This window comes from Micromonospora sp. WMMB482 (assembly GCF_019038635.1).
GTDB lineage: Bacteria > Actinomycetota > Actinomycetes > Mycobacteriales > Micromonosporaceae > Micromonospora > Micromonospora marina.
Genome location: NZ_JAHOPD010000020.1, coordinates 4,630,193 through 4,656,977, shown reverse-complemented (window position 1 = coordinate 4,656,977; position 26,785 = coordinate 4,630,193). Strand labels below are relative to the sequence as shown.

Below are 26,785 nucleotides of genomic sequence, written 5' to 3'. Positions count from 1 at the left end.
CCGGTCACCGGGCACGGACGGGCGTGCCAGCCCCAGACCCTACCGTCCGTGATGAAAGTCGGCTCACGACGGTGAGGGGGTCGCCTCGCCCAGCGGGTCGTCGGTCAGGGTCGGGTACGGATCCTCACCGGTGAGTGACGGATCGGTGGTCGGTGTCGGTCCGGTGCGCTCGTCGTCGATCGCGTTGCGCACCTTCACCGACACCAACGAGCCGCTGCACTCCGCCGCTGCGGGCGTCGCAGGCGCGGTCGGCGCCGGTGCCCCGTCCACCGGCGGAGGCGTGCAGGTGCGGTCGCGTACCCACAGGTCGAGCGTCAGTTCGTCCCGGCGCCAGCAGGTGTAGCTACCCGGGACCTTCTCGTCCGGGCAGCGGTCGACCTTCCAGCGCCGCCAACCGTCCCCGGCCAGCGCCTGCTCGTAGACCGCGACGGTCTCCTTCCACCCCTGTTCCGACTCGACGGAACGTTCACGCAGTCGGCAGTCCTGAATGCACCAGCGGCTGCCGCTGACGTTGTCGACCGTGTTGCTCTGCGCCCAGGCGGGCACCGCGAGCGCGTCGAGGGTGTCGAAGACCGGGTCGCGGCTGAGCGTCCGCAGCCCGAAGTAGAGCGGCACCGCACCCAGCAGCACGAGGCTGACCAGGGCGAGAATGCCCAGCCGCAGCCGGTTACGCTCGCGCATCTGCCGGCGCAGCTCGGACCGGGCGCCGCGCAGCCCACCGGCCTCCGCACCGCTGTCGTCCCGTCCGGGACCGCCGGGCCGTGGTGCGCCGGCCGCTGCGGGCCGCGGCCCCGCGGGCTCCCCCGGGGGTACGACCACAGCCGCCCGGGCCGCCGCCGGTGTCGCCGGGTTGCCCGGTCCGGGCCGGGCCGGCTCCGATCCGGGCGGCGTCGCGCGTCCGGTGGTCCGCTCGTCCGGCGCGACCGGGCGGGCGACGCCAGCCGCCGCGCGGGCGGTCACCGGCGCACCGGGCGGCACCGGGCCGTCGCCGGCGGGTCCCCGGGCGCCGGGGGCCACCGGCGGACGGGGCCCGGCACCGGGCCGGGTGTCGTCGGGGCGGGCCACCCCGCGCCCGTCGCCACCGGGTCCGGCCGGGCCGCCACCGGGGCGGCCCGGACCGACCGGCATCCCACCGGTGCGCTCGACGTCGCCACGCGGACCAGGGCCGGCCGGGCCACCACCGGGACGGCCACCGCCGGCCGGAATCCCACCCGTGCGATCGAGGTCGTCACGCGGACCAGGGCCGGCCGGGCCACCACCCGGGCGGCCACCACCCGCGGGCATCCCGCCCGTGCGATCGAGGTCGCCGCGGGAACCGGGACCCGCCGGGCCGGGAGCGGGCGCCACACCGGGGCGGGCCGCGCCGCGGGCCGGACCGGACCTAACGGGCGACGGGTCGGACGGCTGCGGCCGGGCCGGGGGCACGACCGGGCCGGGCTGGCCGGGGCGGACCGGTTCGGCGCGCGCCGGCACATCGGGACCGGGCTGTCCGGGCCGCCGGGACGGCGTACCCCGCTCGGGACGCGGCGGCGGGACGGCGGCACCGGCCCGGCCGGCGGGCGCTTCCGAACGGCCGGACGACTGGTCCGCCGGAGGGCCGCCCGGACGGCGGGGGACCGGCATGGCGGGATCGGTGTGCGGCGTGCGGCCCGCCTGCCGCAGCCAGTCGGCGGGCCGGTCGGGCCGTTGCGGCCGCGGCTCTCCGGTGTCGGCACGGGCGGCCCGGCGACCGGCCGTCTCGGCGGCGTTGCCGGGACCGATCGGCTCGTCGGGCACGGCCCGCCGGCCGCCGGTTACGTCGGGCGCGGCTCCGCGGCCGGCGGTCGCGCCGCGGCGGCCGGGGGGCGGGGTCGGGCCGGTCGCCGGACTGCCGGAGACGGGCGCGCCCGGCAGGTCCGGTGCGTTTCCGCTGCGCGGGACGACCGGGGAGCGTTCCGAGCGGCCGGTGCCCGACGTGGGCCCGGCTGCGGATCGGCCACCGGAGGCGGGCACGTGGTGACCGCCGATGGGCTCGTCGTGCCGGGCGCGTCGCCCGGCACCGGAGACCGGGGCGGCGTCCGGAACGCCTCGTCCGGCCGGCCCGCCGGGTGCGGCGCCTTCGGGGGCGGCGCGACGGCCCGCACCGGAGACCGGCCGGCTACCGGGCGGTACGTCGTCGGCGCGCGCACGACGGCCGGCCCCCGAGACCGGCCGGGTACCGGGCGGTACGTCGTCGGCACGGGACCGGCGGCCCGCTCCCGAGACCGGCTGCGTGCCGGATGCCACGTCGTCGGGCCGCGCCCGGCGTGCTCCCCCGGGAACGGGCTGGACGGCGTCGGTGTCCTCGGCGCGGGCCCGGCGGCCACCACCGGAGATCGGCGGGATGCCGGCGGTGTCGTCCGGCCCGGCCCGCCGGCTGCCGGGGGGCGACGGGATCGCCGGGTCGGCCTGGTGCGGGGCCTCGGGCCCGGCTCCGTGCCGGCCCCGGGGCGTCGGCGGTACGCGGGTGTCGCCGTCGACGGGCCGGCCCGGGCGGGCGGGTGCCCGGCCGGGCGTCGGCGCGGCGGACGGGACTCGGGTGCCGGCGACGGGCGGCTGCTGGCCGGTGGGTCCGTCCACGCGGCGGCGGTACGGCGCGTCGGCCGGACGGGATGCCTCGGGCACGCCGGGCCACGGACCGTCGACGGGGCGGCGCGGGGCGCCGGCTTCGGAGCCGCCCGGCCAGGGGCCGTCGCCGGCCCGGCGCGGGTCACCGGTCTCGGGACCGCCGGGGCGCACCGGCGGCGCGGCCGGACCGGGCGTGTCGGGGCGGCGCATGACCGGCGGGCGCGGGCCGGGCCGGGCACTGCCGGACAGCGTCTCCGGGCCGGGACGGCCACCACCGGAGGGCGCGTCCACGACCGGCGGACGGACACCTGGCGGCGTGTCCGCGGCTGGACGCCCGGGCGCCGGGGGCAGGTCGGTGCCGGGCCGGGTGGTGTCCACGCCGGACCGCCCGGGTGGCGGAGGCGTGTCCACGCCCGGTCGGCCGGGGGCCGGGGGCAGGTCGGTACCGGGTCGTCCGGTGACCGGTCCGCCGGGACGGCCGGCGGCCGGGGGCGCGGCCGGGCCGGGACGGCCGGTCACGGGCGGCAGCGTCGGGTCGGTTCGGCCGACCGGAGCGGGCCCGCCCGGATGGGGCCGGGCGGGCGTGTGCGGCGCGGCGGCGGGCGGCGCAACGGGCCGGCCGGGCGACTGCGGCGGGGCGGCCGGGGGCGGAGCGGCCCGGCCGGGAGCCTGGAGCGTGCCGGCCGGCGGAGTGCCGGGCCGGCCGGCGGACGAGGGTGGCGCAGGCGGCTGGCCAGGCGGGGGCGCCTGCGGGCCCGGGGCCGGAGGCCGCGGAGCCTGCCGGCCGGCGGGCGGCACGCCGGGGCCTGGGCCCGGGGCGGCGGCCGGGCGGGATGGCCGGGGCGACTCCCCGTCCGGCCAGGACGGCTCGGTGTCGGGCCGCGGCGCGGGGCCGCCCCCGTCCGGTCCGAGTTCACCGCCCTGCTGCTTGGCGGTGCGCAGATCGTCGATCCAGCCGAGTTCCTCGCCGACGACGGTCGGGTCCAGCTCGGGCTCGGCCCGGCCGCGTCCCCACCGGCGGCCCCTGCCGCGCGGGTCGCGCCGCTCGTCGGGGCCGTCCGCCGGCCGCTCCGGACCACGCGCCATCACTACTGACCCCCCTCGGCGGCGTCGCTGCCGCCCTCACTCGCCCCGCTGGCCTGCTCGCCGCCCCCCACCCGGGCCCCGTTCGCGACGGCCGGGGCGCCGGCCTCCGCCCGGGTCGCCGGAGCCGGCAGCCCGCGCACGATCCGGCGCAGCAGCGGCAGCCGGGTGGCCACCGCCCGCTCCGCGCCGTGCCCGCTGGGCTGGTAGTAGTCGGTTCCGACGAGGTCGTCCGGAGCGTACTGCTGGGTGACCACCCCCCGGTGGTCGTCGTGCGGGTAGCGGTAGCCGGCCCCGTGGCCGAGGCCCCGCGCGCCGGAGTAGTGGGCGTCGCGCAGCCCGCGCGGCACCGCGCCGCCACGACCCGCGCGTACGTCGGCGACGGCAGCGCCGATCGCTGTCGTGGCCGAGTTCGACTTCGGTGCGGTGGCCAGGTGGATGACCGCCTGGGCCAGGTTGAGCTGTGCCTCCGGCAGGCCCACGTACTCGACCGCGTGGGCGGCGGCGGTGGCCACCGTCAGCGCGGTGGGATCGGCCATGCCGACGTCCTCACTCGCGAAGATCACCAGCCGGCGGGCGATGAACCGGGCGTCCTCGCCGGCCACCAGCATCCGGGCCAGCCAGTGCAGTGCCGCGTCCACGTCGGAGCCGCGCATGCTCTTGATGAACGCGCTCGTCACGTCGTAGTGCGCGTCGCCGTCCCGGTCGTAGCGCACCGCCGCCACGTCGACCGCCTGCTCGGCCACGGCCAGGTCGATCCGGCCGGTGCCCAGCGCGGTCGCGGTGGCCGCCGCCGCCTCCAGCGCGGTGAGCGCCTTGCGCACGTCGCCGCCGGCGAGCCGGACCAGGTGGTCCTCCGCCTCCTCGACCAGGACCAGCGCACCGCCGAGACCGCGTTCGTCGGCCACCGCGCGGCGCAGCAGCCCGCGTACGTCGTCGTCGTCGAGCGCCTGGAGGGTGAGCAGCACGCAGCGCGACAGCAGGGGCGAGATGACCGAGAAGTACGGGTTCTCCGTGGTCGCCGCCAGCAGCGTGACCGTGCGGTCCTCGACGGCGGCGAGCAGCGAGTCCTGCTGGGTCTTGCTGAACCGGTGCACCTCGTCGATGAACAACACCGTCGGCGGGCCGCCGGACCGGCGTTGCCGCCGGGCGGTGTCGATCACGGCGCGCACGTCCTTCACGCCCGCGGTCAGCGCGGACATCGCCACGAACCGCCGGTCGGTGGCCCGGGCCACGAGGTGGGCGATGGTGGTCTTGCCGCTGCCCGGCGGCCCCCACAGGATGACCGACATCGGCGCCGCGCCCTCGACCAGCTGGCGCAGCGGCGCACCCGGCGCGAGCAGGTGCTCCTGCCCGACCAGCTCGTCGATGCCCGCCGGCCGCATCCGCACCGGCAGGGGCGAGTCCGCCCGGGCGTCGGTGAAGCCGTCGGCGCCGCCCGCGCCCGCGGGTGCGCCGGCCGGCTCGCCGAGGGTGAAGAGGGCGTCCGATTCCATCACGAGAACAGTACCGGGCCGGGCCGACGACGCCGGAATCGCGCCGCCGCCCCGACCCGGCTGGTCTTTTCCGGTCAGCCGCGACCCGGCCGCCGGCCCCGGTACCACCGGCCACCACCGCCGCCGCGCGGGCCGGAGCCGACCCCGGCCAGGTAGAGCGAGAGCAGCAGGAAGCCGATGAGCATGAGTGTCTGGGTGCTGAACAGATCGGGGGCGCCGAGGTCGGTGTTCATGAAGTCGAGCAGCAGCGCGAAACCGAACACGATGGCCGCGAGAATGGCGAGCATGTCGTTCCTCCGGTGGGGGTTCCCAGCAGGTCGGCGACGGATGTACCCAATCGGTCTGTTCGTCAATCTCCACCGTGGAACAGGCGGTGGCCCGGCCTCCGGTACGGCCCGGGGTGCTCATAGGCTGGCGACATGATCACGGTCGACGAGGCGCTGAGCGGGCGGGAGACGCTGCTCACCGCGGCCGGTGACCACCCGTTCGCCCGGCACGCGCTCCGGCCCGGCGAGGCCGTCCACGGATGGCGGCACGGCGGCGCGGTGGGATGGTTGCTCCCGCCGGGCGAGTGGTCGGCCGGCGGCGCGGTCGGCCCGCCCGGCCCGGCGCTCGACGTCTTCGCCGCCCAGCGGGCGGACGGGACGCTACGGGCCGGCCAGTCGGTCAACCTGGCCCGGGCCGATCCCGACGAGGTGGCCGCGCGTCTGCCGGTGGCCCGGCTGGCGGACTGGGACTTCCTCTGGAGCACCGGCCCGCCGCCGCACCAGCCGGAGCAGGAGCGGGTGGTCCGGCTCACCGGGGCCGACCACCCCGCGCTGGCCGCGCTGATCGAGGCGGCGTTCCCGGGCACCACCTCCCGGCCGGGCGACCCGGGCATCGTCGACTGGTACGGCATCCGCGACGGTGACCGCCTGCTCGCCTGCGGCGCCGATCGCAGCCGCGGCGACATCGGCTTCCTGGCCGGGCTGACCGTCGCGCCCGGCCGCCGCGGCCGGGGGCTGGGCGCGGCGCTGACCGCCGGGATGACGTGTGCCCTGTTCGGCAGGTACGACGCCGTCGCGCTGGGCGTCTACCCGGACAACGCGGGCGCGATCCGGCTGTACCGCCGGCTCGGCTTCACCGCCACCGAGCACCGCACCTCCGTCAAGCTCGCCTGACGCGGCAGCAGCACCGGCACGCGAGATCCTGGTACGAAACGGCCCTCATCGGGGCGCCCGCTGACCAAGATCTCTCCGCGTGCTGGGCTACCTACCGGTGCGAGCGGGTGCGGGCCTGGTTCAGTCGCGGGCCGTCGACGTCGGCACGACCACCGGCCCGGCCTCGCCCCGGCCGGCGGCCCCGCCCGCAGCGACGGCGGAGGCACGATCGGCTTCGTCGAGGGCCGGGCCGGCCGGCTCGTACGCCAGGCCGGAGTGACCGGGTCCGCCACCCGTGCCCTCCGGTCCCACCTGGACGTCCGGCGAGGTCCGGCGGGCGGCCCGCCAGGCCGGCAGGTAGAGCGGCGCGGCAACGGCGAGCATCACCGCGCCGACGATCATGGCGACGCTGACGCTCGTGGCGTCGGCCAGCGCGGTCAGCGTCACCGCGCCGAGCGCGCCGGCCGGCAGGCCGGCCATCGAGTTCAGCGACAGCACGCTTGTGCGGTAAGGACCGTCGACCTGCCGGTGCAGCAGGCCCATGTGCAGCGGGTTCGACGCGCCGTGCACGGCGTAGCAGCCCAGGTAGGCGATGAGGATGCCGACCGGTCCGGCCAGCAGGCCCATGCCGACCACTGTCACGCCCTGGAGGATCCGCATCAGCGCGGCGGCCGGGGCGGCGCCGAGGCGACGCAGCAGGAACGGGGTGAGCGCGGCGCCGGCGGCATTGGCGAGCCAGGCCGCGGTGCTGGCGGGACCGAGCAGCGCCGCCGCGCGGCCCGGGTCACCGATGACGTCGGCGAGGCGCACCGGCAGCAGCGCTTCGAAGGTGACCATGCCGAAGCCCCAGAACAGTTCGACAGCGACCAGGGCCAGCAGCACGCGGTTGCGGCGCAGCAGCCCGACGGCCTGCCCGACCATCCGGGGCGCGCCGACCAACGAGGCGCGCAGCGCGGCCGGGCCGGACGCGGGTCGCCGCTCGGCCATCAGCGACAGCAGGGCCACGATGGAGACGGCCTGGAGCACGGCGGCGACAATCACCGGCAGCGCGAGGGCACTGACCGGGCCGACCGGGCCGAGCGCGACCAGGCCGCCGCTGAGCAGCGCGCCCGCGCCGATGGCGACGCCGATCACGGTGCCGGCCCAGCCGAGGCCGCGCTCGTACTCGGCCTTCGGGTCGGCAGCCAGCGTGGCGTCGACGTACCAGGATTCGAGCGGGCCGCTGTCGAGCGCCCGGTAGACGCCCTGCAACGCCCAGACCAGGAAGAACATCCAGAACGAGTCGGCCACCGCCATCAGCGCCAGCGAGCCCAGGCCGACCACCCAGGCGGCGGCCAGCACCGGCTTGCGGCCGAGGGCGTCGGCGAAGCCGCCGGTGGGCAGCTCCAGCGCCAGCACGACGAGTCCCTGCGCGGTGGCGACCAGGCCGATCTGGGACAGCGAGAGCCCGCGCTCCTGCATCAGCAGGATCATCACCGGCATGAGCAGGCCGCTGGGCAGCCAGCGCAGGCCGTACAGCGTGAGGTAGCGGAACCGGATCTGGCGTACGGACAGCGCGCTCACGGCTTCTCCTCGGCGGACGGCGGGGCGGACCGCGGGTAGGCCGCGTCCATCGGCAGGGCGGCGAGGTAGAACTGCACCGTCTCGGCGTCGGGGTCGTCGGGAGCGGTCTCGTCGCGGTGCCGCTCGAAGACCGCGAAGACCTCCTCCTTGATCGCTTCCAGGCGGTCGACCGGGATCCGCATGAAGAAGTCCTCCATGCCGAACCCGTCACGCCAGGCCGGCGACCACCGGTGCCGCTGGGCGAACCACCGTTCGGCGTGCTGGGCGAAGAAGCGGACGTAGTCCGCCTCGATCCACTCGATGGCGGCCCGGGCGTCCGGGTCGTCGTCGAAGTCGCTGGACTCCCAGTTGGTGACGTCGTGCGCGGCCCGCCAGTAGCGCTGCCGGCCGGTGCCGAGGTTCGGGTCCTCCACCACGAGGCCCACCTCGGCGAGCTGTCGCAGGTGGTAGCTGGTCGCGCCGGTGTTGGTGCCGAGCTGTTCGGCCAGCGCGGTGGCGGTGGCCGGGCCGCCCAGGCGCAGCGCCCCGATCAGCCGCATGCGCAGCGGCTGGGCCAGGGCCCGCACCTGCCGGTGGTCGATGCGGACGGCGCGGTCCTCGGGACGCTTCTTCTCCTCCATGAGATGCACAATATCTGTGCACACTTCACATGCACAAGATGCTTGCAAAGAATCTGTGCAACTAGCCGTACAATTCGATGACGCCGCGCAGCCGGGTCCGCAGCAGCCCCGCGGCCCGGGTCGAGTCCAGCACCACAGCGCCCGGGCGGTGCAGCCCGGCGGCGGCGATCGTGGTCGTCCGCAGCCCGCCGGCGTCCACCCCGTCGTGCCGGGCCACCAGCAGGCCCAGCTCGGCGCGGCTCACCGCGTCCGGCCCGGCCACGTTGAGCAGCCCGGCGTGGTCGCCCGGCACCAGCTCCAGCACCGCGGCGGCGAGGTCGGCGACGTGTACCGGACAGCGCAGCTCGTCGGTGAACAGCGTGGCCCGGCCGGCCAGCGCGTCCCGGCAGAGCTGGATCTGCTTGCTGCCCTCCCCCACGATCAGCGAGGTCCGCACCAGCGCCGCGCCCGGGTCCACCGCCCGCACCGCCGTCTCCGCCGCCGCCTTCGCCGCGCCGTACGGGTGCAGCGGGGTGGGCACGTCCTCGTCCGCGTACGGCTTCGGACGCCCGGCGTGCAGCGCGTCGCTGGACAGGTGCACCAGCCGGGCGCCCACCCCGGCGGCGGCTACGGCGATGTGGGCCGCCCCGTCCGCCGTGACCGCCCAGTCGTCGTAGCGATAGGGGGTGGCGACGACCGCGTCGGGGCGTACCCGGATCAGCAGCTCACGCACGGCGGCGCGGTCGGTCACGTCGAGCCGGTGCGGCGCGACGCCCGGCACCGCGACGGCAGCCCGGTGGTACGTGCCGGCCACCCGGTGCCCGGCGGCGACCGCCTGCCGGCACACCTCGGCGCCGAGGAAGCCGCTGGCTCCCACCACGAGCAGGTGCATCAGTCCCCCTGAAGATCGGAAAGGCCCGCGCCATCATGACGCGGGCCTGTCCGGGAAGCGAGGATCAGGTCGGGTCGGCCACCGGGGCGGCCGGGCCGGCGGTGCCGGCGTGCGGGCCGGCCGGCGCCTTCGGCTTGGCGTCGATGCCCGCCTCGGCGCGCTGCTGCCCGGTGATCGGGGTGGGCGCGCCGGTCAGCGGGTCGAAACCGCCCCGGGTCTTCGGGAACGCGATCACCTCGCGGATCGAGTCCGCGCCGGCCAGCAGCATGCAGACCCGGTCCCAGCCGAACGCGATGCCGCCGTGCGGCGGGGCGCCGTACCTGAACGCCTCCAGCAGGAAGCCGAACTTGTCCTGCGCCTCGTCGGCAGTGATGCCGAGCAGGTCGAACACCCGCTGCTGCACGTCGCCCCGGTGGATACGGATCGAGCCGCCGCCGATCTCGTTGCCGTTGCAGACGATGTCGTACGCGTAGGCCAGCGCCCGGTCCGGCGCCTCCTCGAACTTCTCCACCCACTCGGCGTTCGGCGAGGTGAACGGGTGGTGCACGGCGGTCCAGCCGCCGTCGTCCGTCTTCTCGAACATCGGCGCGTCGACCACCCAGCAGAACGCCCAGGCGCTCTCGTCGACCAGGTTCGCCCGCTTGGCGATCTCGATCCGGGCCGCGCCGAGCAGCTCCTGCGCCTCGCGGGTGTCCGTGCTCGCGGCGAAGAAGACCGCGTCGCCGGGCTTCGCGCCGACCGCGTCGGCCAGCCCGGCCAGGTGCTCCTCGGACAGGTTCTTCGCCACCGGGCCGCGCGGCTCGCCGGTCTCGGCGTCCAGCACCACGTACGCCAGGCCCCGCGCGCCGCGCGCCTTGGCCCAGTCCTGCCAGCCGTCCAGCTCCTTGCGGGTCTGGGACGCGCCACCAGGCATGACCACCGCGCCGACGTAGCCGCCCGCGTCGATCGCGCCGGCGAACACCCGGAAACCGGTGCCGCGCAGGTAGCCGGTCAGCTCGGTCAGCTCGACGCCGTAGCGCAGGTCCGGCTTGTCGGAGCCGTAGCGGGACATGGCGTCGTGCCAGGTGATGCGCGGGATCGGCCGGGCGATCTCGTAGCCGGCGAGGTTCTTCCACAGCGCCGAGACGATCGCCTCGCCGAGGTCGATCACGTCGTCCTCGGTGACGAACGACATCTCGATGTCGAGCTGGGTGAACTCCGGCTGCCGGTCGGCGCGGAAGTCCTCGTCGCGGTAGCAGCGGGCGATCTGGTAGTACCGCTCCATGCCGCCGACCATCAGCAGCTGCTTGAACAGCTGCGGCGACTGCGGCAGCGCGTACCAGCTGCCCGGCTGCAGGCGTACCGGCACCAGGAAGTCGCGGGCGCCCTCCGGGGTGGAGCGGGTCAGCGTCGGCGTCTCGATCTCCAGGAAGTCCCGCTCGTGCAGCACACCGCGGGCGATCTGGTTGGCCCGCGAGCGCAGCCGCATGGCCTTGGCCGGGCCGCCCCGCCGCAGGTCCAGGTAGCGGTACTTGAGCCGGATGTCGTCGCCCGCCTCGATCTGGTCGTCCACCGGCAGCGGCAGCGGCGCGGCCTCGGAGAGCACCTCCAGCGCGGTCGCCGTCACCTCGACCTCGCCGGTGGGCAGGTCCGGGTTCTCGTTGCCCTCCGGGCGGCGGGTCACCTCGCCGGTGACCTTGACGCAGAACTCGTTGCGCAGCGCGTGCGCGTCCTCCTCGCGGAAAACCACCTGCACCACGCCGGAGGCGTCGCGCAGGTCGACGAAGATGACACCGCCGTGGTCGCGCCGGCGGGCCACCCACCCGGCGAGCGTCACCGTCGAGCCGGCGTCCGCGGCGCGCAGGCTTCCGGCATTGTGGGTACGGATCACGGCTGGCGTCTCCTCAATCTGGTCCACTCACTGCTCCCCCGCATTCTGTCAGGGCGGGCGGGCCCGCTCCCCGGCACCCGTCGAGCCCGGCCCGTCCCGGAGCGTTCCAAAGCCCGGTGGAGGCGGTCACCGGCGGTTACCGTGGCCGGGTGCGTGCCGTACCGAGCTGGGCCGTGGCCACCGCGGCCGCCGCGCCCGCGCTGCTGGTGGCGGGCTGGACGGTGGCCGGGGCCCGCCAGGGGCCGGGATACGACCCGGTGCGGGACACGCTCAGCGAGCTGGCCGGCGAGGGCGCGACCGATCCGTGGCTGATGGGCGGCGCGCTGGTGCTGCTCGGGTGCTGCTACTGCGCCACCGCCGCCGCGCTGCACGCCGCCGGGCTGCCCAGCCGATTCCTGCTGGCGGTCGGCGGGGTGGCCACCGTCGCGCTCATCGCGTTCCCCCGCCCGCAGGTGGGCGGTTCCCCGGCGCACGGCGTGGTGGCCACTGTGGCGGTGCTCGCGCTGTCGCTGTGGCCGGCCCTGACGGCGCTGCGCCTGCCCCGCAGGGTGCCGCGTGAGGTGGCCGCCTCCCCGGCGGGCCGGCCGCCGTGGGCGTTCCGCCGGCCGGTCGCGCTGGCCGTGACGGCCGTGCTGCTGGCGTTGTTCGGCTGGTCGGTGGTCGAGGTGACGGGCGGCTCCCGGACCGGGCTGGCCGAGCGGGTGGCGGCGCTCGCGGTGACGCTCTGGCCGCTGGCGGCGGTGCTGTCCGCGCGGCGCGCCCATTGGCACTGGACGGCGCGGCCGGCGGAACCGCCCCGCCCAGGCGGGCCGCCGGTCACTCCGGGCCGCCGGGAGGCGGGCGCCTGACCGGGTACGCGGAACGGGCCGCCGGTCACCCGGCGGCCCGTTCGCGTGCGGTGGATCAGTAGACGCTGACGCCGTAGCGGCTGAGCGCCTCGGTGACCGGCTGGAAGTAGGTGGTGCCACCGTAGGAGCAGTTGCCGCTGCCGCCGGAGGTGAGGCCGAGCGCGGTGCTGCCCGAGAAGAGCGAACCGCCGCTGTCGCCGGGCTCGGCGCAGACGTTGGTGCGGATCAGGCCGGAGACGCTGCCCTCGGCGTAGTTGACAGTCGCGTTGGTGGCGTTGACCGAGCCGCTGCGCAGGCCGGTGGTGCTGCCGGAGCGCTGCACGCTCTGGCCCACGTAGGCGTTGCCGGCGCCGGTGATGTCGCGGTAGCTGCCGTTGTAGAGGTAGACGTTCCCCGGCTGCGAGCCGCTGCTGTAGCGGACGATGCCGTAGTCGTTGCCCGGGAAGCTGGTCCCGGCGCGGGTGCCGAGCAGGCTGGTCTGCGAGGAGTTGCTGTACCAGCTCGACGAGATGTTGGTGCAGTGACCCGCGGTGAGGAAGTAGTAGGTCGAGCCGCTGCGGACGTTGAACCCGAGCGAGCAACGGCCTCCGCCGCCGGCGTAGATGGCCTGGCCGCCGGAGATCCGGGTGCTCAGCACGCCGGCCTCGGCCTCGATCCGGACCGCGCCACCGGTGCGGGCGGCGGCGGCCTTGACCCGCTCCAGCTTGGCGCCGGTGACGGTGCTGTCGACGGAGACGACGACCTGGTTGGTCGCCGGGTCGGTCCACCAGGCGGTGCCCGGGATCTTGGCGGAGCGCTCCAGCTCGCTGGTGGCGGCCCGGAGCTGCTTGGCGCCCCGGGTGACCAGCTTCGGGGTGGCGCCGGCGGCGTGCACCTGCCGGGCGGCGGCGGCGTCGGTCACCGTGACGACCATCTTGCCGCTGGCGTCGGCGTACGCTCCGGCGGCGCGGTCGCCGAGCTTGGCCACGAGCGTGGCCGCGGCGTCGGGCGAGGCGGCGGCGGGGGCCGCCTGGGCGGGGGCGCCGAGCAGCGAGCCGGTGGCCAGGGTGCCGGCCAGGGCGACGGCAGCGGCGCGGCGGAGCGTGGACCTCGTGGGTCGCATGTAACAACCTCCGAATGGGGGTGAACGGGCGCTGTCATGGGGGCGCGCCCGAGGACAACCCGGGCGACCTGGGGAAACCGCCCGGCTGCCCAAAGTATTCACACATTTAAGATCGTAAGCAAGACAAGATTTTGCCCGGATTGGACCGGCGCCCGATGTAACGCCGAAGCAACAACATCGACACCATCTGTCAGAGCGGGTCAGGGTGTGCGGCGGTGGGCGCCCGGGCCCGGGCGGGGCAGCACGTCGCGCGCCTCGGTGATCTCGTGCCCCTCGGCGCAGCGCAACGCGACCCGGACCTCGGCGCCGCAGTCGCGGTGCGCCACGCTCAGCGGCGAGCCCTCCGGGTCGGCCAGGTAGCGGTCACCCCACCCGAGCACCGCGACGAGCACCGGCCAGAGACCCAGGCCCATCTCGGTGAGCCGGTACTCGTGGCGCGGCCGGCTCCCCGGCTCGCGGTACGGCTCCCGGCGCAGCACGCCGCGCTCGACGAGCATGGCGAGCCGGTTGGTCAGCACCTGGCGCGGGATGCCGGTCCGCACCCGCATGTCGTCGAACCGGCGCACACCGTTGAAGACCTCGCGCAGCACGACGAGGGTCCACCGCTCGCCGAGGATCTCCATGGCGCGTGCGATGGTGCAGTTCTCCACCGACCAGTCCAGTGCCGCGGGTCTCATGCCGACCAGGCTAGGTCTGATTGACAGACTCAGCAACGCGCTGCGAGGCTGAGTCCATGACACAGACGCAGGAGCGCACCCGCACGTTCACCTGGTCCGACCCGGCGGCCGGCGCCGCCCACCTGGGCCGGCGCAGCGGGCTGGAACTGATGCAGGCGATGATCGCCGGCGAGCTGGCCGCGCCGCCGATCATGCACCTCGTCGACATGTCCCGGATGGAGGCCGAGGAGGGGCGCGTCGCGGTCGAACTGCTGCCGCAGGAGTTCCACTACAACCCGCTCGGCACCGTGCACGGCGGCGTCATCTCCACGCTGCTGGACACCGCCGCGGCGTGCGCCGTGCACACCACGCTGCCGGCCGGTGTCGGCTACACGTCGCTGGACCTCAACGTGAAGTTCCTGCGCCCGGTCACCGTCGACACCGGCACGCTGCGATGTGAGGGCACCGTGCTCCAGCGCGGCCGCCGTACCGCCCTGGCCGAGTCCCGCCTCACGGACCCCGCCGGCCGCCTGGTAGCCCACGCCACCTCGACCTGCCTGATCTTCCCTCTCCCCTGACCCGCCCGCCTGCTCTCGGCGATCTTGCAGGTGCGGCCCCCGCTGCGCCGTGTTCGCGGCATTTGCGGGGGCCGTAAGTGCAAGATCGCGCGGGAGAGGGGCGGGAGTCAGGCGGTGCGGGCGGATACGCGGGCGGCTCGGGCGGCTCGGCGCTCCTCGAAGCGGGCCGCCTGGGTCTCCAGGGTGTCCAGGTGGGCGGCGATCTGGTCGCGGGCGGCCTCGCCGTCGGCGTTCAGGCCGGTCACGTCGAACAGGTTCCACTGCCGCAGCACCGGCATCACCACCTCGTCGCGGTGCTGGCGCAGGTCGTAGATGCCGGCCAGCGCGATCGCCACCGACTTGCGGGCGAAGCCCTCGATGCCCGCGCCCGGCATCTGGAAGTCGGCGAGCACGTCGGCCACCGCCCGCATCGCCTGCGACGGGGCCAGCTCGAACGCGGCGCCGAGCAGGTTGCGGTAGAAGACCATGTGCAGGTTCTCGTCCGCGGCGACCCGGGCCAGCAACGCCTCGCACGTCGGGTCGCCGGTCGCGCGGCCGGTGTTGCGGTGCGAGATGCGGGTGGCCAGCTCCTGGAACGACACGTACGCCAGCGAGTGCAGCATCTCCTGGTCGTGGACGTTCTGGTAGCCCGCCGACATGTGCACCATGCGGGCCCGTTCCAGCGCCACCGGGTCCACCGCCCGGGTCACCGTGAGGTAGTCGCGGATCGCCGTGCCGTGCCGCCCCTCCTCCGCGGTCCACCGGTGCACCCAGGTGCCCCACGCGCCGTCGCGCCCGAACAGGGTGGCGATCTCGTGGTGGTACGAGGGCAGGTTGTCCTCGGTGAGCAGGTTGACGATCAGCGCGGTCCGCGCCACCTCGGGCAGCGTCGAGTCCTCCGGCGACCAGGCCTCGCCGCCCAGCGGGCCGTCGAAGGTGCGGCCCTCGCTCCACGGCACGTACTCGTGCGGGAACCACTCCTTGGCCAGCGACAGGTGGCGGTCGAGGTTCTTCTCGACCACCGGCTCGAGTTCGGTGAGCAGAGCGGTCTGGCTGAGCACGGTCACGACGTTCTCCCTACGGTGGCGTAACTTACGCCACCGTAGGTCGAAACGTCCTCAGACGCCAGTGCCGGCCGGGCCGACCAGCGGCTTCAGGTCCGCCCGGGGCGGCGTCCACTCCCCCGCCGCGGCGGGCACCTGCTCGCCGGAACGGATGTCCTTGACCTCGTCGCCGTCCGCGCCCGGGAACCAGACGTACGGGATGCCGCGCCGCTCGGCGTACCGGATCTGCTTGCCGAACTTGGCCGCCGACGGGGACACCTCGGTGGGCACACCCCGCGACCGCAGCGCCGCCGCGACCGCGTCGCTGGCCGCCCGGTCCTCCTCGGCGGTGACCGCCACCAGCACGCAGGTCGGCACCGAGCGGGACACCGACAGCGCCTCGGCGCCGAACAACAGGCCGAGCATCCGGGTCACCCCGATCGAGATGCCCACCCCCGGGAACCGGACGTTGCCGGAACTGGCCAGGTTGTCGTACCGGCCGCCGGAGCAGATCGAGCCGAACCGCTCGTAGCCGATCATCTGCGTCTCGTAGACCGTACCCGTGTAGTAGTCCAGGCCCCGCGCGATGCGCAGGTCGGCCACGCAGAGGCCGGGCGCGTGCGCGGCGGCGGTCTCCACCACGGCGGTCAGCTCCGCGACGCCCTCGTCCAGCAGCGGGTCGCTCACCCCGAGGCCGCGCACCGCGTCGGCGAAGGAGGCGTCCGGCGCGGAGATCTCGGCCAGCGCCAGCACGGCCTTGGCCTGCGTCTCGCTCGCCCCGGCGGTGCTCGCCAGCAGCTCCGTCACCCCGGCCGGGCCGATCTTGTCGAGCTTGTCGACGGCGCGCAGCGCCGCCTCCGCGTCGGTCAGCCCGATGCCCCGGTAGAAGCCCTCGCAGATCTTGCGGTTGTTGACCTGGATACGCACCGGCGGGATCGGCAGCGACCGCAGCGCGTCACCGATGACCAGGGGCATCTCGGCCTCGAAGTGGGCGGGCAGGGTGTCCCGGTCGACGATGTCGATGTCGGCCTGGAGGAACTCCCGGTAGCGGCCCTCCTGCGGGCGCTCACCGCGCCACACCTTCTGGATCTGGTAGCGGCGGAACGGGAACTGGAGCCTGCCGGCGTTCTCCAGCACGTACCGGGCGAACGGCACGGTCAGGTCGAAGTGCAGGCCGAGCGCGTCGTCACCGGCCGCGCCGTCGGCGTCGGCCTGCAACCGGCGCAGCAGGTAGACCTCCTTGGAGGTCTCCCCCTTGCGCAGCAACTGATCCAGCGGCTCGACCGAGCGGGTCTCCAGCGGCGCGAAACCGTACAACTCGAACGTGGTGCGAATGCGATCGAGAACGAACTGCTCGATCATCCGCTGCGCCGGCGTCCACTCGGGGAAACCGGAGATGGGCGTGGGCTTGCTCATGGCGTACTCCTTGAGAACCCGCGCGGGCGCGGGTGAGGTCTAGAGGCCTCGGGTGGGCGCGGCCGGGCGCGCGCCGCCGGTGCCCGCCACCTCGACGAGGTACGGGTTGGTCGCGCGCTCGCGGCCGATCGTTGTCGCGGGGCCGTGGCCGGGCAGGACGACAGTGTCGTCGGCCAGCGGGAGCACCTTGTCCCGCAGGCTGGACAGCATCCGGGGCATGCTGCCGCCCGGCAGGTCGGTACGGCCGATCGAGCCGGCGAACAGCACGTCACCGGAGAGGCAGATCTGCTCCGCCTCCCAGGGCGAGCCGGCGCCGGGCAACCGGAACAGCACCGACCCGCCGGTATGGCCGGGGGCGTGGTCGACGGTGATCTCCAACCCGGCCAGCGACAGCGTCGCGCCGTCGGTCAGCTCGGCCACGTCGTCCGGCTCGGCGTACGGCAGCCGGCCGCCGAACAGCTGGGTCAGGTCCATCGACAGCGCCTTGCTCGGGTCGGCCAGCAGTTCCCGGTCGTCCGGGTGGACGTAGGCGGGGATGCCCCGCGCGCCGCAGACCGGGGCGACGGAGAACGTGTGGTCCAGGTGGCCGTGGGTGAGCAGCACGGCGGCCGGGTGCAGGCGGTGCTCGGCGAGCACGGCGTCGAGCCGGTCGAGCACCCCGATGCCGGGGTCGACCACCACGCACTGCTCCCCCGGCCCGGTCGCCACCACGTAGCAGTTGGTGCCGAAGGCGTCCGCGGGAAAGCCGGCCACGAGCACGTCGCTCCCCTTTCCGTCCGGTCGTCGTCTGCCTGCAGCCTAGTCGTAACGGCCAGCGAGTTCCGTCCGCCACCGCCCCCGTCCGCCCCGGCCGCATCGAGACGGCGGGACCTCGTACACCACATTCACAGTCGCTACCCGTACACTCTGGCGGGCGTGTGGCGTGGCGCACCCCGATCGGAACGGCGGACGGCGCCCGGCGCCGACGGCGATCAGGCAGAGGAAGGGGAGCGCGCGTGGCTTCCAGCAGGGACCGGCAGCGCAAACTGGCGCGCGCCAAGCTCGACCGGCAGCTCGCCCGGCGGGCGGCGGCCGCGAAGCGCCGCCGGCAGATCCGGGCCGGCGTGGGCGCCGCCGTGGTGCTCGTGCTGATCGTGGCCGGCTCCGCCTGGGCGCTCGGCGCGTTCGACTCCGAGCCGGAGAAGACGGCCGCCGAGGACGTCTGCCTCTGGGCCGCTGAGGACGGCGCCGTCAACACCAACCTGAAGGACGTCGGCGAGCCGCCCACCACGGGCCTGCCGACCTCGGGTACCCGCCCGATGACGATCACCACCAACCAGGGCGGGCCGATCACCGTCGAACTGGACCAGACCGACGCGCCGTGCGGCGCGGCGAGCCTGAGCTACCTGGCCGGCCAGTCGTTCTTCGACAACACCACCTGCCACGAGATCACCGCCGAGGGCGCGCTGCGCTGCGGTGACCCGACCGGCACCGGCCTCGGCGGCCCGACCTACTCGTTCTACGACGAGAACGTCCCGGCCGCGCCGGCGCCGAGCCCGTCGGCCTCGCCGGCGCCCGGGCAACCGGCGACGTACCCGAAGGGCACGGTCGCCATGATCGGCAACCCGCCCGGCAGGAACGGCAGCCAGTTCCTGATCTTCTTCAAGGACGCCAGCCCGGCCAAGCCGGCCTACTCCGTGGTCGGCAAGGTCACCGGCGGGCTCGACGTGGTGGAGAAGATCGGCGCCCTGCCGACGGTGGACAATGGCAACGGCGCCAAGGTCAAGCCGAAGACGCAGGTGCTGGTCCAGAGTGTCACCGTCGGCGAGCCCGGCGCGGCGCCGGCCGGCAGTCCCGCGCCGTCGCCCAGCGCCAGCGCGGGCTGAGAACACAGGCGAGCAGGCGGCGGGCCGTCGGCTGACCCGGCGGCGCGCATGCCGACCCCATACGCAGCAGGTGAGGAGTGACCGTGACGTCCACCAGAGACCGCCAGCGCGCGGCGGCGCGGGCCAAGCTCGAGCGGGAGATGGCGGAACGGGCCGGCCGGGCCCGCAAGCGCCGGCAGACCCAGGCGATCGTCGGGGCCGCGGCGGTGCTGGTGCTCGTCGTGGCCGGCACGGTCTGGCTCGTCGCCGCGCTCGGCGACGACGACGAGCAGGACGGCACGACCGCCGCCGCCGGGGCCGTCCAGTGCGCTTACACGGAGGTGCCCAAGGAGGGCCGGCCGCCGCAGATCAAGGACGTCGGCCTGCCGCCGGCCCAGCAGTCCGGCAAGGGCACCCAGACGATGACCATCGACACCAACCTGGGCCCGATCACCGCCAAGATCGACCGCGCCAAGGTGCCGTGCACCGCCGGTAGCTTCACCCACCTGGCGAGTAAGGGCTTCTTCGACAACACCAAGTGCCACCGGCTGGTCACCGAGGGCATCAAGGTGCTCCAGTGCGGCGACCCGAGCGCCACCGGCAAGGGCTGGCGGGACACCGACGGCACCGGCGGCCCGTCGTACAACCTGGCCGAGGAGAACCTGCCGACGGACAAGCGCCCGCCGTACCCGGAGGGTGTCATCGCGATGGCCAACTCCGGCCAGCCGGGCAGCACCGGCAGCCAGTTCTTCATCGTGTACGGCGACTCGCCGCTCGACCCGAACTACACGGTGCTGGGCACCATCACCGGTGGCATGGACATCGTCAAGGACGTGGCCAAGGCCGGTGACGACGGTGCGTTCGCCAAGCAGGCCGGCGGTGGTCACCCGAAGAAGGAGATCACCATGACGAAGGTGACGATGAGCCCGGTCGAGGGCGGCTGAGGCGCACCCGTACGACGACGAAGCGCCCGCCGGCTGATCGCAGCCGGGGGGCGCTTTCGCGTGCGTGGGGTGGCTCAGGCCCCCGAGGTGACCCGGTACGCGTCGAACACGCCGTCGACCTTCCGGACGGCGGCCAGCAGGTGCCCGAGGTGCTTCGGGTCGGCCATCTCGAAGCTGAACCGGCTGACCGCCACCCGGTCCCGGGTGGTGGTGACTGTCGCGGACAGGATGTTCACCCGCTCCTCGGACAGCACCCGCGTCACGTCGGCGAGCAGCTTGTGCCGGTCCAGCGCCTCGACCTGGATGGCGACCAGGAACGTGGAGGCGGAGGTGAGCTTCCAGCTCACCTCGACCACCCGCTCCGGCTGGGCGCGCAGGTCCTCGGCGTTGGCGCAGTCGTCCCGGTGCACGCTCACCCCGCCGGAGCGGGTGACGAACCCGAACACCGAGTCCGGCGGCACCGGCGTGCAGCAGCGGGCCAGCTTGATCCAGACGTCGCTGACACCGCGGACCACCACGCCCGGGTCGGCGCTGCTCTGCCGGCTGCGCGGCGGCCGGGTGGCGACGGCGGTCTCGGCGATGTCCTCCGCCGCGCCCTCCTCGCCGCCGTAGGAGGCCATCAGCTTCTGCACCACCGACTGCGCGGAGACCTGGCTGTCGCCGACCGCCGCGTACAGCGAGGCCACGTCGGCGAGATGCAGGTCCCGGGCGATCGCCATCAGCGCGTCCGAGGTGAGCATCCGCTGCAACGGCATGCCCTGCTTGCGCATCGCCTTGACGATCGAGTCCTTGCCGGCCTCGATCGCCTCCTCGCGCCGCTCCTTGTTGAAGTACTGGCGGATCTTCGTACGCGCCCGCGGGCTCTTGACGAAGCCCAGCCAGTCCTGCGTCGGCCCGGCCGTGTCGGACTTCGACGTGAAGATCTCGATCACGTCGCCGTTCGACAGCGTCGACTCCAGCGGCACCAGCTTGCCGTTGACCCGCGCGCCGATGCACTTGTGCCCGACCTCGGTGTGCACCGCGTACGCGAAGTCCACCGGCGTCGACCCGGTCGGCAGCGGGATGACGTCGCCCTTGGGGGTGAAGACGTACACCTCCTGGCTGGACAGGTCGAACCGCAGCGCGTCCAGGAACTCGCTCGGGTCGGCCGCCTCGCGCTGCCAGTCCAGCAGCTGCCGCAGCCACGTCATCTCGTCGATGTGCGCGGGCGGGCCCACCACCGGGGTGCCCTTGTGCTCCTTGTACTTCCAGTGCGCGGCGATGCCGAACTCGGCGGTGCGGTGCATCGCGTACGTGCGGATCTGCATCTCCACCGGCTTGCCGGTGGGCCCGATGACAGTCGTGTGCAACGACTGGTACATGTTGAACTTGGGCATGGCGATGTAGTCCTTGAACCGGCCCGGCACCGGCTGCCAGTTGGCGTGGATGACCCCCAGCGCCGCGTAGCAGTCGCGCACCGTGTCGACCAGGATCCGCACACCCACCAGGTCGTAGATGTCGTTGAAGTCGCGCCCCCGCACGATCATCTTCTGGTAGATCGAGTAGAGGTGCTTCGGCCGCCCGGTGGTCTCCGCCTTGATCTTGGCGGCCTTCAGGTCGGTGGACACCTTCTGGGTCACCTGGCGCAGCAGCGCCTCCCGCTGCGGCTGGTGCTCCCCGATCAGCCGGTTGATCTCCTCGAACCGCTTCGGGAACAGCGTGCCGAAGGCGAGATCCTCCAGCTCCCACTTGATCGTGTTCATACCGAGGCGGTGCGCCAGCGGAGCCAGGATCTCCAGCGTCTCCTTGGCCTTCTGCTCCTGCTTGGGGCGGGGCAGGAAGGTGAGCGTCCGCATGTTGTGCAGCCGGTCAGCCAGCTTGATCACCAGGACGCGCGGGTCCTTCGCCATCGCCACGACCATCTTGCGGATGGTCTCGGCCTTGGCCGCGTCGCCGAGCTTGACCTTGTCGAGCTTGGTGACGCCGTCGACGAGCAGCGCGACCTCACCACCGAAGTCGCCACGCATCTGGTCGAGCGTGTACTCCGTGTCCTCGATGGTGTCGTGCAGCAGCGCCGCGACAAGCGTGGTGGTGTCCATGCCCAGGTTCGCCAGGATGGTCGCCACGGCGAGGGGATGCGTGATGTAGGGGTCGCCGGACTTGCGGTACTGCCCCGAGTGCCACCGCGCGGCCGTGTCGAAGGCGCGCTGGAGCAGCCGCGCGTCGGCCTTCGGATGGTTCTCCCGGTGCGTAGCGATCAGCGGCTCCAGCACCTCGCTGACCTGCGAGGTCTGCCAGGGCGCGTTGAACCGGGCCAGCCGGGCGCGTACCCGCCGACCGGTGGGCGCGTTGGAGAGGGCGAAACCGCTGCCGGGCGTGGCTTCGTTGCCCTCGGTCGGGAACGGCACCACGACCGCCCCGCCGTCGGCCGTCGCGTCGGACGCGCCGCCGGTGGCGCCGGTCGCCCGGACCGGCGGGTTGCCACTACGCTCGGTCACCGAGCCGTCCGCGTCGCCTGTCGGGTGCACCGTGCCCTCCACCGGAGGGACGACATCGTGGGACACCGGCCTCCTCACCGCTCGCCGGGGTGCGCCGGCCGTCCGGCCGACGTCTGGTTCAACCGGCCCGGGGGCCGGTGTTGTTCCGCGCGGTCGCCGGGGCGGGGCCCCGGTGCCTTCGCCGCCCCGGACAGCTCGGCCGGGTCGGGCAAAGGGCAATGCTACCCGTACGCAGGGTACGCCACCGCTCCCCCGGACGGTCCGCGCCGACCGGCCCGACGGGCCGCCCTGGTCAAACGGTCAACAGGGCATGGACCGGGCGCTGGGCCAGCCGCTTACGGCCGGAGAGGAAGCCCAGCTCCAGCAGCACGGTGAACCCGGCCACCGTCCCGCCGGCCCGTTCCACCAGGTCGAGCGTGGCCTCGGCGGTCCCGCCGGTGGCGAGCACGTCGTCGAGCACCAGCACCCGGTGGCCGGCGGTGAAGGCGTCCTGGTGCACCTCCAGCGTCGCCTCGCCGTACTCCAGGGCGTAGGAGGCCGAGTGGGTGGCCCGGGGCAGCTTGCCCGCCTTGCGCACCGGCACCACGCCGACGCCGGTGGCGTACGCGACCGCCGCCGCCAGCACGAACCCGCGCGCCTCGATGCCGGCGACCGTGTCGAACGAGTCCCGCCCGTGGTACGCGATGATGCCGTCGATCACCGCCCGGAACGCCGCACCGTCGGCGAACAGCGGCATCAAATCCTTGAACACGACACCCGGCTTGGGGAAGTCCGGCACGTCCAGCAACCGGCTGGCGACGAGCTGGGCGACCTCCGGGCCGCTGTCTCCCCGTACCGCAGTGGTGTGGGTCTCCGTCACGGTTCGTCCCATGTCCTCTCGAAACGACGACGGCGTCCGTCATGCCGTGACATCAGCATGACGGACGCCGTCGGATCGATTCCGTCCGGCCCTGCGGTCAGCGGCGCTTGCCGCCGGGCCGGTTGCCGCCGCCCCCGGCGGGACGGCCGCCGCGGGCGCCGCTGGGGCGCTTGCCGGCCGGCCGGGCGCCGACCTTGGGGGCGGCACCGGCGAGCGCTGCCGCCTCCGGGTCGATCGGCGCCTCGGCGGCCGGAGCTGCGGCACGCGGGCCCTTCGGGGTGATCTCGCCCCGGGCGATCGCGGCCCGGCGGGACAGCACCCGCTTGGTGTGCGCGCTGATCCGCGGGTCCATGTTCTTCAGCAGCACCAGCAGCGGCGTGGCCAGCATGATCGAGGTCAGGAACGCCACCGCCATACCGACGAACAGCACCAGGCCCAGGTCCTTCAGCGTGCCGGCGCCGAGCAGGCCGGCGCCGATGAAGAGCAGGCCGCCGACCGGCAGCAGCGCCACCACCGAGGTGTTCAGCGACCGCATGAGGCTCTGGTTGAGCGCCAGGTTGGACGCCTCGCCGTAGGTCATGTTGTTGTTGGCGGTGATGCCGCGCGTGTTCTCCTGCACCTTGTCGAAGACCACGACCACGTCGTAGAGCGCGAAGCCCAGGATCGTGAGGAAGCCGATGATCGTCGACGGGGTGACCTCGAAGCCGACGAGCGAGTAGATGCCGGCGGTCAGGACGAGGTTGGTCAGCAGCGAGACGATCGCGGCGACCGCCATCCGCCACTCGAAGCGCAGCACCAGGTAGATCGACACCACCGCGATGAAGATCAGCAGACCGAGGAAGGCCCGGGACGTCACCTGGCTGCCCCATGCCTCGGAGACCTGGCTGCCGCTGATCTGGTCGGCCGGGATGCCGAACTCCTGCGCCATCGCCGTCTTGGCCGCGTTGGCCTGCTCGGCGGAGAGCTGCCCGGTACGCATCTCGTAGAACTCGCCGCTGGTGCTGCCGACCTTCTGCGCGCTGACCACCTCGACGCCGGCCGCCTCGTCCGCCAGCACCTCGTCGACGACCTGCTCGGCCCGGTCCAGCGTGCCGACGCTGGCCGGCACCTGGAACGAGTTGCCGCCGGCGAACTCGATACCGAGCTTGAAGCCGCTGATCGCGAAGCTGAGCACGGCGACCAGCACGAGCACGCCCGCCACGCCGAACCACAGGTTGCGGCGGCCGACGATGTTGAGATCCGCCTCGCCCCGGTAGAGCCGAGCGGCCAGACCGTTCTTAGCCATCTCAGGCCTCCTTGACGCGCGCGTTGCGGGCGGTGCCCGACTCGGCCGAACGAGCCGGCAGCGCCCGGCCCAGACCACTGACCCGCGGCGACAGGAACGCCCGGGTGCGGGCGAACATCGTCATGATCGGGTGGCGGAAGAGGAACACGACGACCAGGTCCAGCACTGTGGCCAGGCCGAGCGCGAAGGCGAAGCCCTTCACCGCGCCGACCGACACGATGTAGAGCACCACCGCCGACATCAGCGTGATCGCGTTCGCCGAGATGATCGTCCGGCGGGCCCGGATCCAGGCGCGCGGCACCGCGCTCCGTGGGCTGCGGCCCTCCCGGATCTCGTCCTTCAATCGTTCGAAGTAGATGACGAACGAGTCCGCCGCGACGCCCAGCGAGACGATCATGCCGGCGATGCCGGCGAGCGTGAGCGTGAAGCCGATCGACCGGCCTAGGACCACCAGCGCGCCGAAGACGAGCAGCGCGGAGAGCACCAGGCTCAGGAAGATGACCGAGCCGAGCAGCCGGTAGTAGAAGAACGAGTAGATGATGACCAGCAGCATGCCGATGCCGGCGGCCAGCAGACCCGCCTTCAGGTGGCTGGCGCCCAGGGTGGCGGTGACGTTCTGCTGCTCCTGCGGCTCGAACGTCACCGGCAGCGCGCCGTAGCGGAGCTGGCTGGCGAGCGCGTTCGCGGCCTTGTTGTCGAAGCTGCCGGTGATCTGCGAGTCACCGGTCAGCACGCCCTGGATCTCCGGGGACGAGACGATCTCGTTGTCCAGCACCACGGCGACCCGGCACTTGCCGTCCTGGCCGAGCGCGGTCTGGTCGCAGGCCTGGCCCTCGTTGTTGAACGCCTCGCGGGTCAGCGCGGTCCACTTCTCCTGGCCGTCGCCGGTGAAGTTGAGGCTGACCACCCAGGAGCTGGTCTGGTCGAGCTGCGCGGAGGCGTCCTTGACGTCGGTGCCGAGCACCTTGGCCACGTCCAGCAGGTACTTCGCGCCGGACTCGCAGGCCACCGCCTTCTGCTTCTCGTCCTTGATCGAGGCGGCCGGGCGCGTGTCGAGCTGGGCGCAGGTGATGGTCGGGACGTTGAACTGCATCTCCACCGGCAGGACCGCGATCTCCTGCGGGGAGAGCGTGCCGAACGGCTTGAGCTTGTCGGCCAGCGACGGGTCGGCGGTCAGGTCCGCCGGGGCCTGCAGGCCCGAGGCGGCGGCCCAGGCGGCCGCTCCGACCTTCTGCTCGACGGCCTTGCGCTGCTGCTCGATGCTCTGCGGCACCGGCTCGGCGCTGGCGCTCGGCGAGGCGGACGGGGACGCGGGGGCGCTCGGCGAGGCCGAGGGGGACGCCGGAGCCATGCCGCCCTGCCCGCCCGCACTCGGCGACGCGCTGACCTTGGGGCTCGCGCTCGTCTTCGGCGACGCGCTGCCCGACGGCGCCGGGCTGGCGGTACCGGACGGGGTGGCGCTCGGAGTCGGCGCGGGCGCGGCCACGGCGCCGCTGCCGTCGGTGGCCTTGAGCACCTTGCGGAAGCGCAGCTCGGCGGCCTCACCGACGTCGGTCAGATCCCGGTTCTGGCCGGGCAGGGAGATGACGATGTTGCGGTTGCCCTCGGTGACCACCTCGGCCTCGGCCACGCCGTAGGCGTTGACCCGGCTCTCGATGATCTGGCGGGCCTCCTCGAGGTTGTCGGCCGTCGGCGGCTTGCCGTCCACGGTGTTGGTGGCCTCGAGCGTCAGCCGGGTGCCGCCGACGAGGTCCAGGCCGAGCCGGGGCTCCAACCGGTCCGTCAAGCTGCCCTTGGCACCGCCCGAGAAGAACACCAATAGATAGAGGACGACGAAGATGAGCCCGAGCACGGCGAGCTGCCGTCCGGGCCGCATCTGTCCCTGAGGTGGTGCCACGGCTGTCCTGTCTCCCTGTACGGTCGCGCCGTTTCCACGGCGGCGACAACTGTCGGGCCGGGGGTGTCCGCCCGACTGCTCCGGCAGGTCGGCGCCGGAGGATGGCACGCCGGCTGGAGCGCGGCGCGGGGGCGTCGCACGGCCCGGCCGGATGCCGGCGCCACGCGCCGACCCCAACTATCCACTTGTACGGATGAATCCGCTGCCCCGTCCGGGACGGGTGGTCACTCCTTGACCGGTTCGGCTTCCTCGGTGATCGTCTCGGCCGCCGGCGCCTCGGCGCGCTTGATCACCCGCGCGACGGCGGGGCGGGCGTACCGGGTCTGCACGCCCGGGGCGACCTCCAGCAGGACCGTCTCGTCCTCGACCGCGGTGACAGTGCCGTGCAGGCCGCCGATGGTGACCACCTCGTCGCCCGGGGCGAGGGCGGACTGCATCTGCTCGGCCTCGCGGCGGCGCTTCTGCTGCGGACGGATCATCATGAAGTACATGACGACGAAAAGCAGAGCGATCATGAGGATCGGCGTCAGACTGCCGGCTCCCCCGCCACTCGCTGCTGCGTAAAGCACGGTGTAGACCTTCCGGTTGGCATCCGTCCCGGCGCCCGGAGGCGCCGCAGCGGAAGCGGA

The 26,785-nt window shown here is 74.0% G+C and carries 22 protein-coding genes; 5 read left to right on the top strand and 17 right to left on the bottom strand.

Annotated features, from left to right (window positions below; all coding sequences use genetic code 11):
- Positions 1–63 precede the first annotated feature (63 nt).
- The 3 genes from KSK32_RS34615 to KSK32_RS23100 all read right to left on the bottom strand — a co-directional run bounded on the left by KSK32_RS34615 (position 64) and on the right by KSK32_RS23100 (position 5,452).
- Positions 64–681: a hypothetical protein gene (locus tag KSK32_RS34615; RefSeq protein ID WP_216936309.1), complete on the bottom strand. Its 618-nt coding sequence runs from the start codon at positions 679–681 to the stop codon at positions 64–66.
- Between the two features lie 2,993 nt (positions 682–3,674).
- Positions 3,675–5,165, bottom strand: a complete 1,491-nt coding sequence (locus tag KSK32_RS23105; RefSeq protein ID WP_216933092.1) for a replication-associated recombination protein A — start codon at positions 5,163–5,165, stop codon at positions 3,675–3,677.
- A 74-nt stretch (positions 5,166–5,239) separates the two neighbouring features.
- Positions 5,240–5,452 (bottom strand): hypothetical protein, encoded by a 213-nt coding sequence (locus tag KSK32_RS23100; RefSeq protein WP_216933091.1) that lies wholly within the window; start codon positions 5,450–5,452, stop codon positions 5,240–5,242.
- Between the two features lie 132 nt (positions 5,453–5,584).
- Here KSK32_RS23100 and KSK32_RS23095 point away from each other — a divergent pair, with 132 nt between their 5' ends.
- The gene (locus tag KSK32_RS23095; protein WP_216933090.1) at positions 5,585–6,325 is read left to right on the top strand and encodes a GNAT family N-acetyltransferase; all 741 of its coding nucleotides are present in this window, start codon (positions 5,585–5,587) and stop codon (positions 6,323–6,325) included.
- 120 nt (positions 6,326–6,445) lie between these two features.
- On the opposite strand, the gene KSK32_RS23090 is transcribed toward KSK32_RS23095, so the two are convergent.
- The 4 genes from KSK32_RS23090 to aspS form a co-directional block, all read right to left on the bottom strand.
- Positions 6,446–7,867: an MFS transporter gene (locus KSK32_RS23090; RefSeq protein ID WP_216933089.1), complete on the bottom strand. Its 1,422-nt coding sequence runs from the start codon at positions 7,865–7,867 to the stop codon at positions 6,446–6,448.
- Complete coding sequence (locus KSK32_RS23085; protein ID WP_216933088.1) at positions 7,864–8,487, bottom strand: helix-turn-helix transcriptional regulator; 624 nt, start codon at positions 8,485–8,487, stop codon at positions 7,864–7,866. Before KSK32_RS23085 ends, KSK32_RS23090 begins: the two co-directional genes overlap by 4 nt.
- A 61-nt stretch (positions 8,488–8,548) precedes the next feature.
- Positions 8,549–9,358 carry a sugar nucleotide-binding protein gene (locus KSK32_RS23080; RefSeq protein WP_216933087.1) on the bottom strand — a complete coding sequence of 270 codons (810 nt, stop codon included), beginning with the start codon at positions 9,356–9,358 and terminating at the stop codon, positions 8,549–8,551.
- Positions 9,359–9,422: 64 nt separating this feature from the next.
- A complete protein-coding gene (gene aspS / locus KSK32_RS23075) occupies positions 9,423–11,228 on the bottom strand; it encodes an aspartate--tRNA ligase (protein ID WP_216936307.1) in 1,806 nt (601 codons plus the stop codon).
- A 149-nt stretch (positions 11,229–11,377) separates the two neighbouring features.
- On the opposite strand from aspS, the gene KSK32_RS23070 reads away from it, so the two are divergent.
- On the top strand, positions 11,378–12,076 hold the full coding sequence (locus tag KSK32_RS23070; protein ID WP_216933086.1) for a DUF998 domain-containing protein: 699 nt from the start codon (positions 11,378–11,380) through the stop codon (positions 12,074–12,076).
- Between the two features lie 55 nt (positions 12,077–12,131).
- Here the strand turns inward: KSK32_RS23070 and KSK32_RS23065 are convergent, their stop codons facing one another.
- Positions 12,132–13,178, bottom strand: coding sequence for a S1 family peptidase (locus tag KSK32_RS23065; RefSeq protein ID WP_216933085.1), 1,047 nt, complete (start codon positions 13,176–13,178; stop codon positions 12,132–12,134).
- Positions 13,179–13,378: 200 nt separating this feature from the next.
- Positions 13,379–13,855, bottom strand: a complete 477-nt coding sequence (locus KSK32_RS23060; protein ID WP_216933084.1) for a helix-turn-helix domain-containing protein — start codon at positions 13,853–13,855, stop codon at positions 13,379–13,381.
- A gap of 56 nt (positions 13,856–13,911) precedes the next feature.
- Between KSK32_RS23060 and KSK32_RS23055 the strand changes: the two genes are divergently transcribed.
- Positions 13,912–14,412: a PaaI family thioesterase gene (locus KSK32_RS23055; protein WP_216933083.1), complete on the top strand. Its 501-nt coding sequence runs from the start codon at positions 13,912–13,914 to the stop codon at positions 14,410–14,412.
- Between the two features lie 107 nt (positions 14,413–14,519).
- Here KSK32_RS23055 and KSK32_RS23050 read toward each other — a convergent pair whose 3' ends face one another.
- The 3 genes from KSK32_RS23050 to KSK32_RS23040 are packed head-to-tail and all read right to left on the bottom strand — an operon-like array spanning position 14,520 to position 17,609.
- Positions 14,520–15,458 carry an acyl-ACP desaturase gene (locus KSK32_RS23050; RefSeq protein WP_216933082.1) on the bottom strand — a complete coding sequence of 313 codons (939 nt, stop codon included), beginning with the start codon at positions 15,456–15,458 and terminating at the stop codon, positions 14,520–14,522.
- Between the two features lie 51 nt (positions 15,459–15,509).
- Positions 15,510–16,850, bottom strand: coding sequence for a histidine--tRNA ligase (gene hisS, locus KSK32_RS23045; RefSeq protein ID WP_216933081.1), 1,341 nt, complete (start codon positions 16,848–16,850; stop codon positions 15,510–15,512).
- Between the two features lie 39 nt (positions 16,851–16,889).
- Positions 16,890–17,609 (bottom strand): MBL fold metallo-hydrolase, encoded by a 720-nt coding sequence (locus KSK32_RS23040; protein ID WP_216933080.1) that lies wholly within the window; start codon positions 17,607–17,609, stop codon positions 16,890–16,892.
- A gap of 236 nt (positions 17,610–17,845) precedes the next feature.
- On the opposite strand from KSK32_RS23040, the gene KSK32_RS23035 reads away from it, so the two are divergent.
- Positions 17,846–18,715: a peptidylprolyl isomerase gene (locus KSK32_RS23035; protein WP_216933079.1), complete on the top strand. Its 870-nt coding sequence runs from the start codon at positions 17,846–17,848 to the stop codon at positions 18,713–18,715.
- Positions 18,716–18,798: 83 nt separating this feature from the next.
- Positions 18,799–19,638 (top strand): peptidylprolyl isomerase, encoded by an 840-nt coding sequence (locus KSK32_RS23030; RefSeq protein ID WP_216933078.1) that lies wholly within the window; start codon positions 18,799–18,801, stop codon positions 19,636–19,638.
- Positions 19,639–19,712: 74 nt separating this feature from the next.
- Here KSK32_RS23030 and KSK32_RS23025 read toward each other — a convergent pair whose 3' ends face one another.
- From KSK32_RS23025 to yajC, 5 genes are all read right to left on the bottom strand, one after another.
- Positions 19,713–22,157: a bifunctional (p)ppGpp synthetase/guanosine-3',5'-bis(diphosphate) 3'-pyrophosphohydrolase gene (locus tag KSK32_RS23025; RefSeq protein WP_216936306.1), complete on the bottom strand. Its 2,445-nt coding sequence runs from the start codon at positions 22,155–22,157 to the stop codon at positions 19,713–19,715.
- A gap of 250 nt (positions 22,158–22,407) precedes the next feature.
- The gene (locus tag KSK32_RS23020) at positions 22,408–22,974 is read right to left on the bottom strand and encodes an adenine phosphoribosyltransferase (protein ID WP_216933077.1); all 567 of its coding nucleotides are present in this window, start codon (positions 22,972–22,974) and stop codon (positions 22,408–22,410) included.
- A 97-nt stretch (positions 22,975–23,071) separates the two neighbouring features.
- Positions 23,072–24,259 (bottom strand): protein translocase subunit SecF, encoded by a 1,188-nt coding sequence (gene secF / locus KSK32_RS23015; RefSeq protein ID WP_216933076.1) that lies wholly within the window; start codon positions 24,257–24,259, stop codon positions 23,072–23,074.
- A gap of 1 nt (position 24,260) precedes the next feature.
- Positions 24,261–26,156, bottom strand: a complete 1,896-nt coding sequence (gene secD, locus KSK32_RS23010; protein WP_216933075.1) for a protein translocase subunit SecD — start codon at positions 26,154–26,156, stop codon at positions 24,261–24,263.
- A 224-nt stretch (positions 26,157–26,380) separates the two neighbouring features.
- On the bottom strand, positions 26,381–26,725 hold the full coding sequence (yajC, locus tag KSK32_RS23005) for a preprotein translocase subunit YajC (protein WP_036345294.1): 345 nt from the start codon (positions 26,723–26,725) through the stop codon (positions 26,381–26,383).
- Between the last annotated feature and the right edge of the window lie 60 nt (positions 26,726–26,785).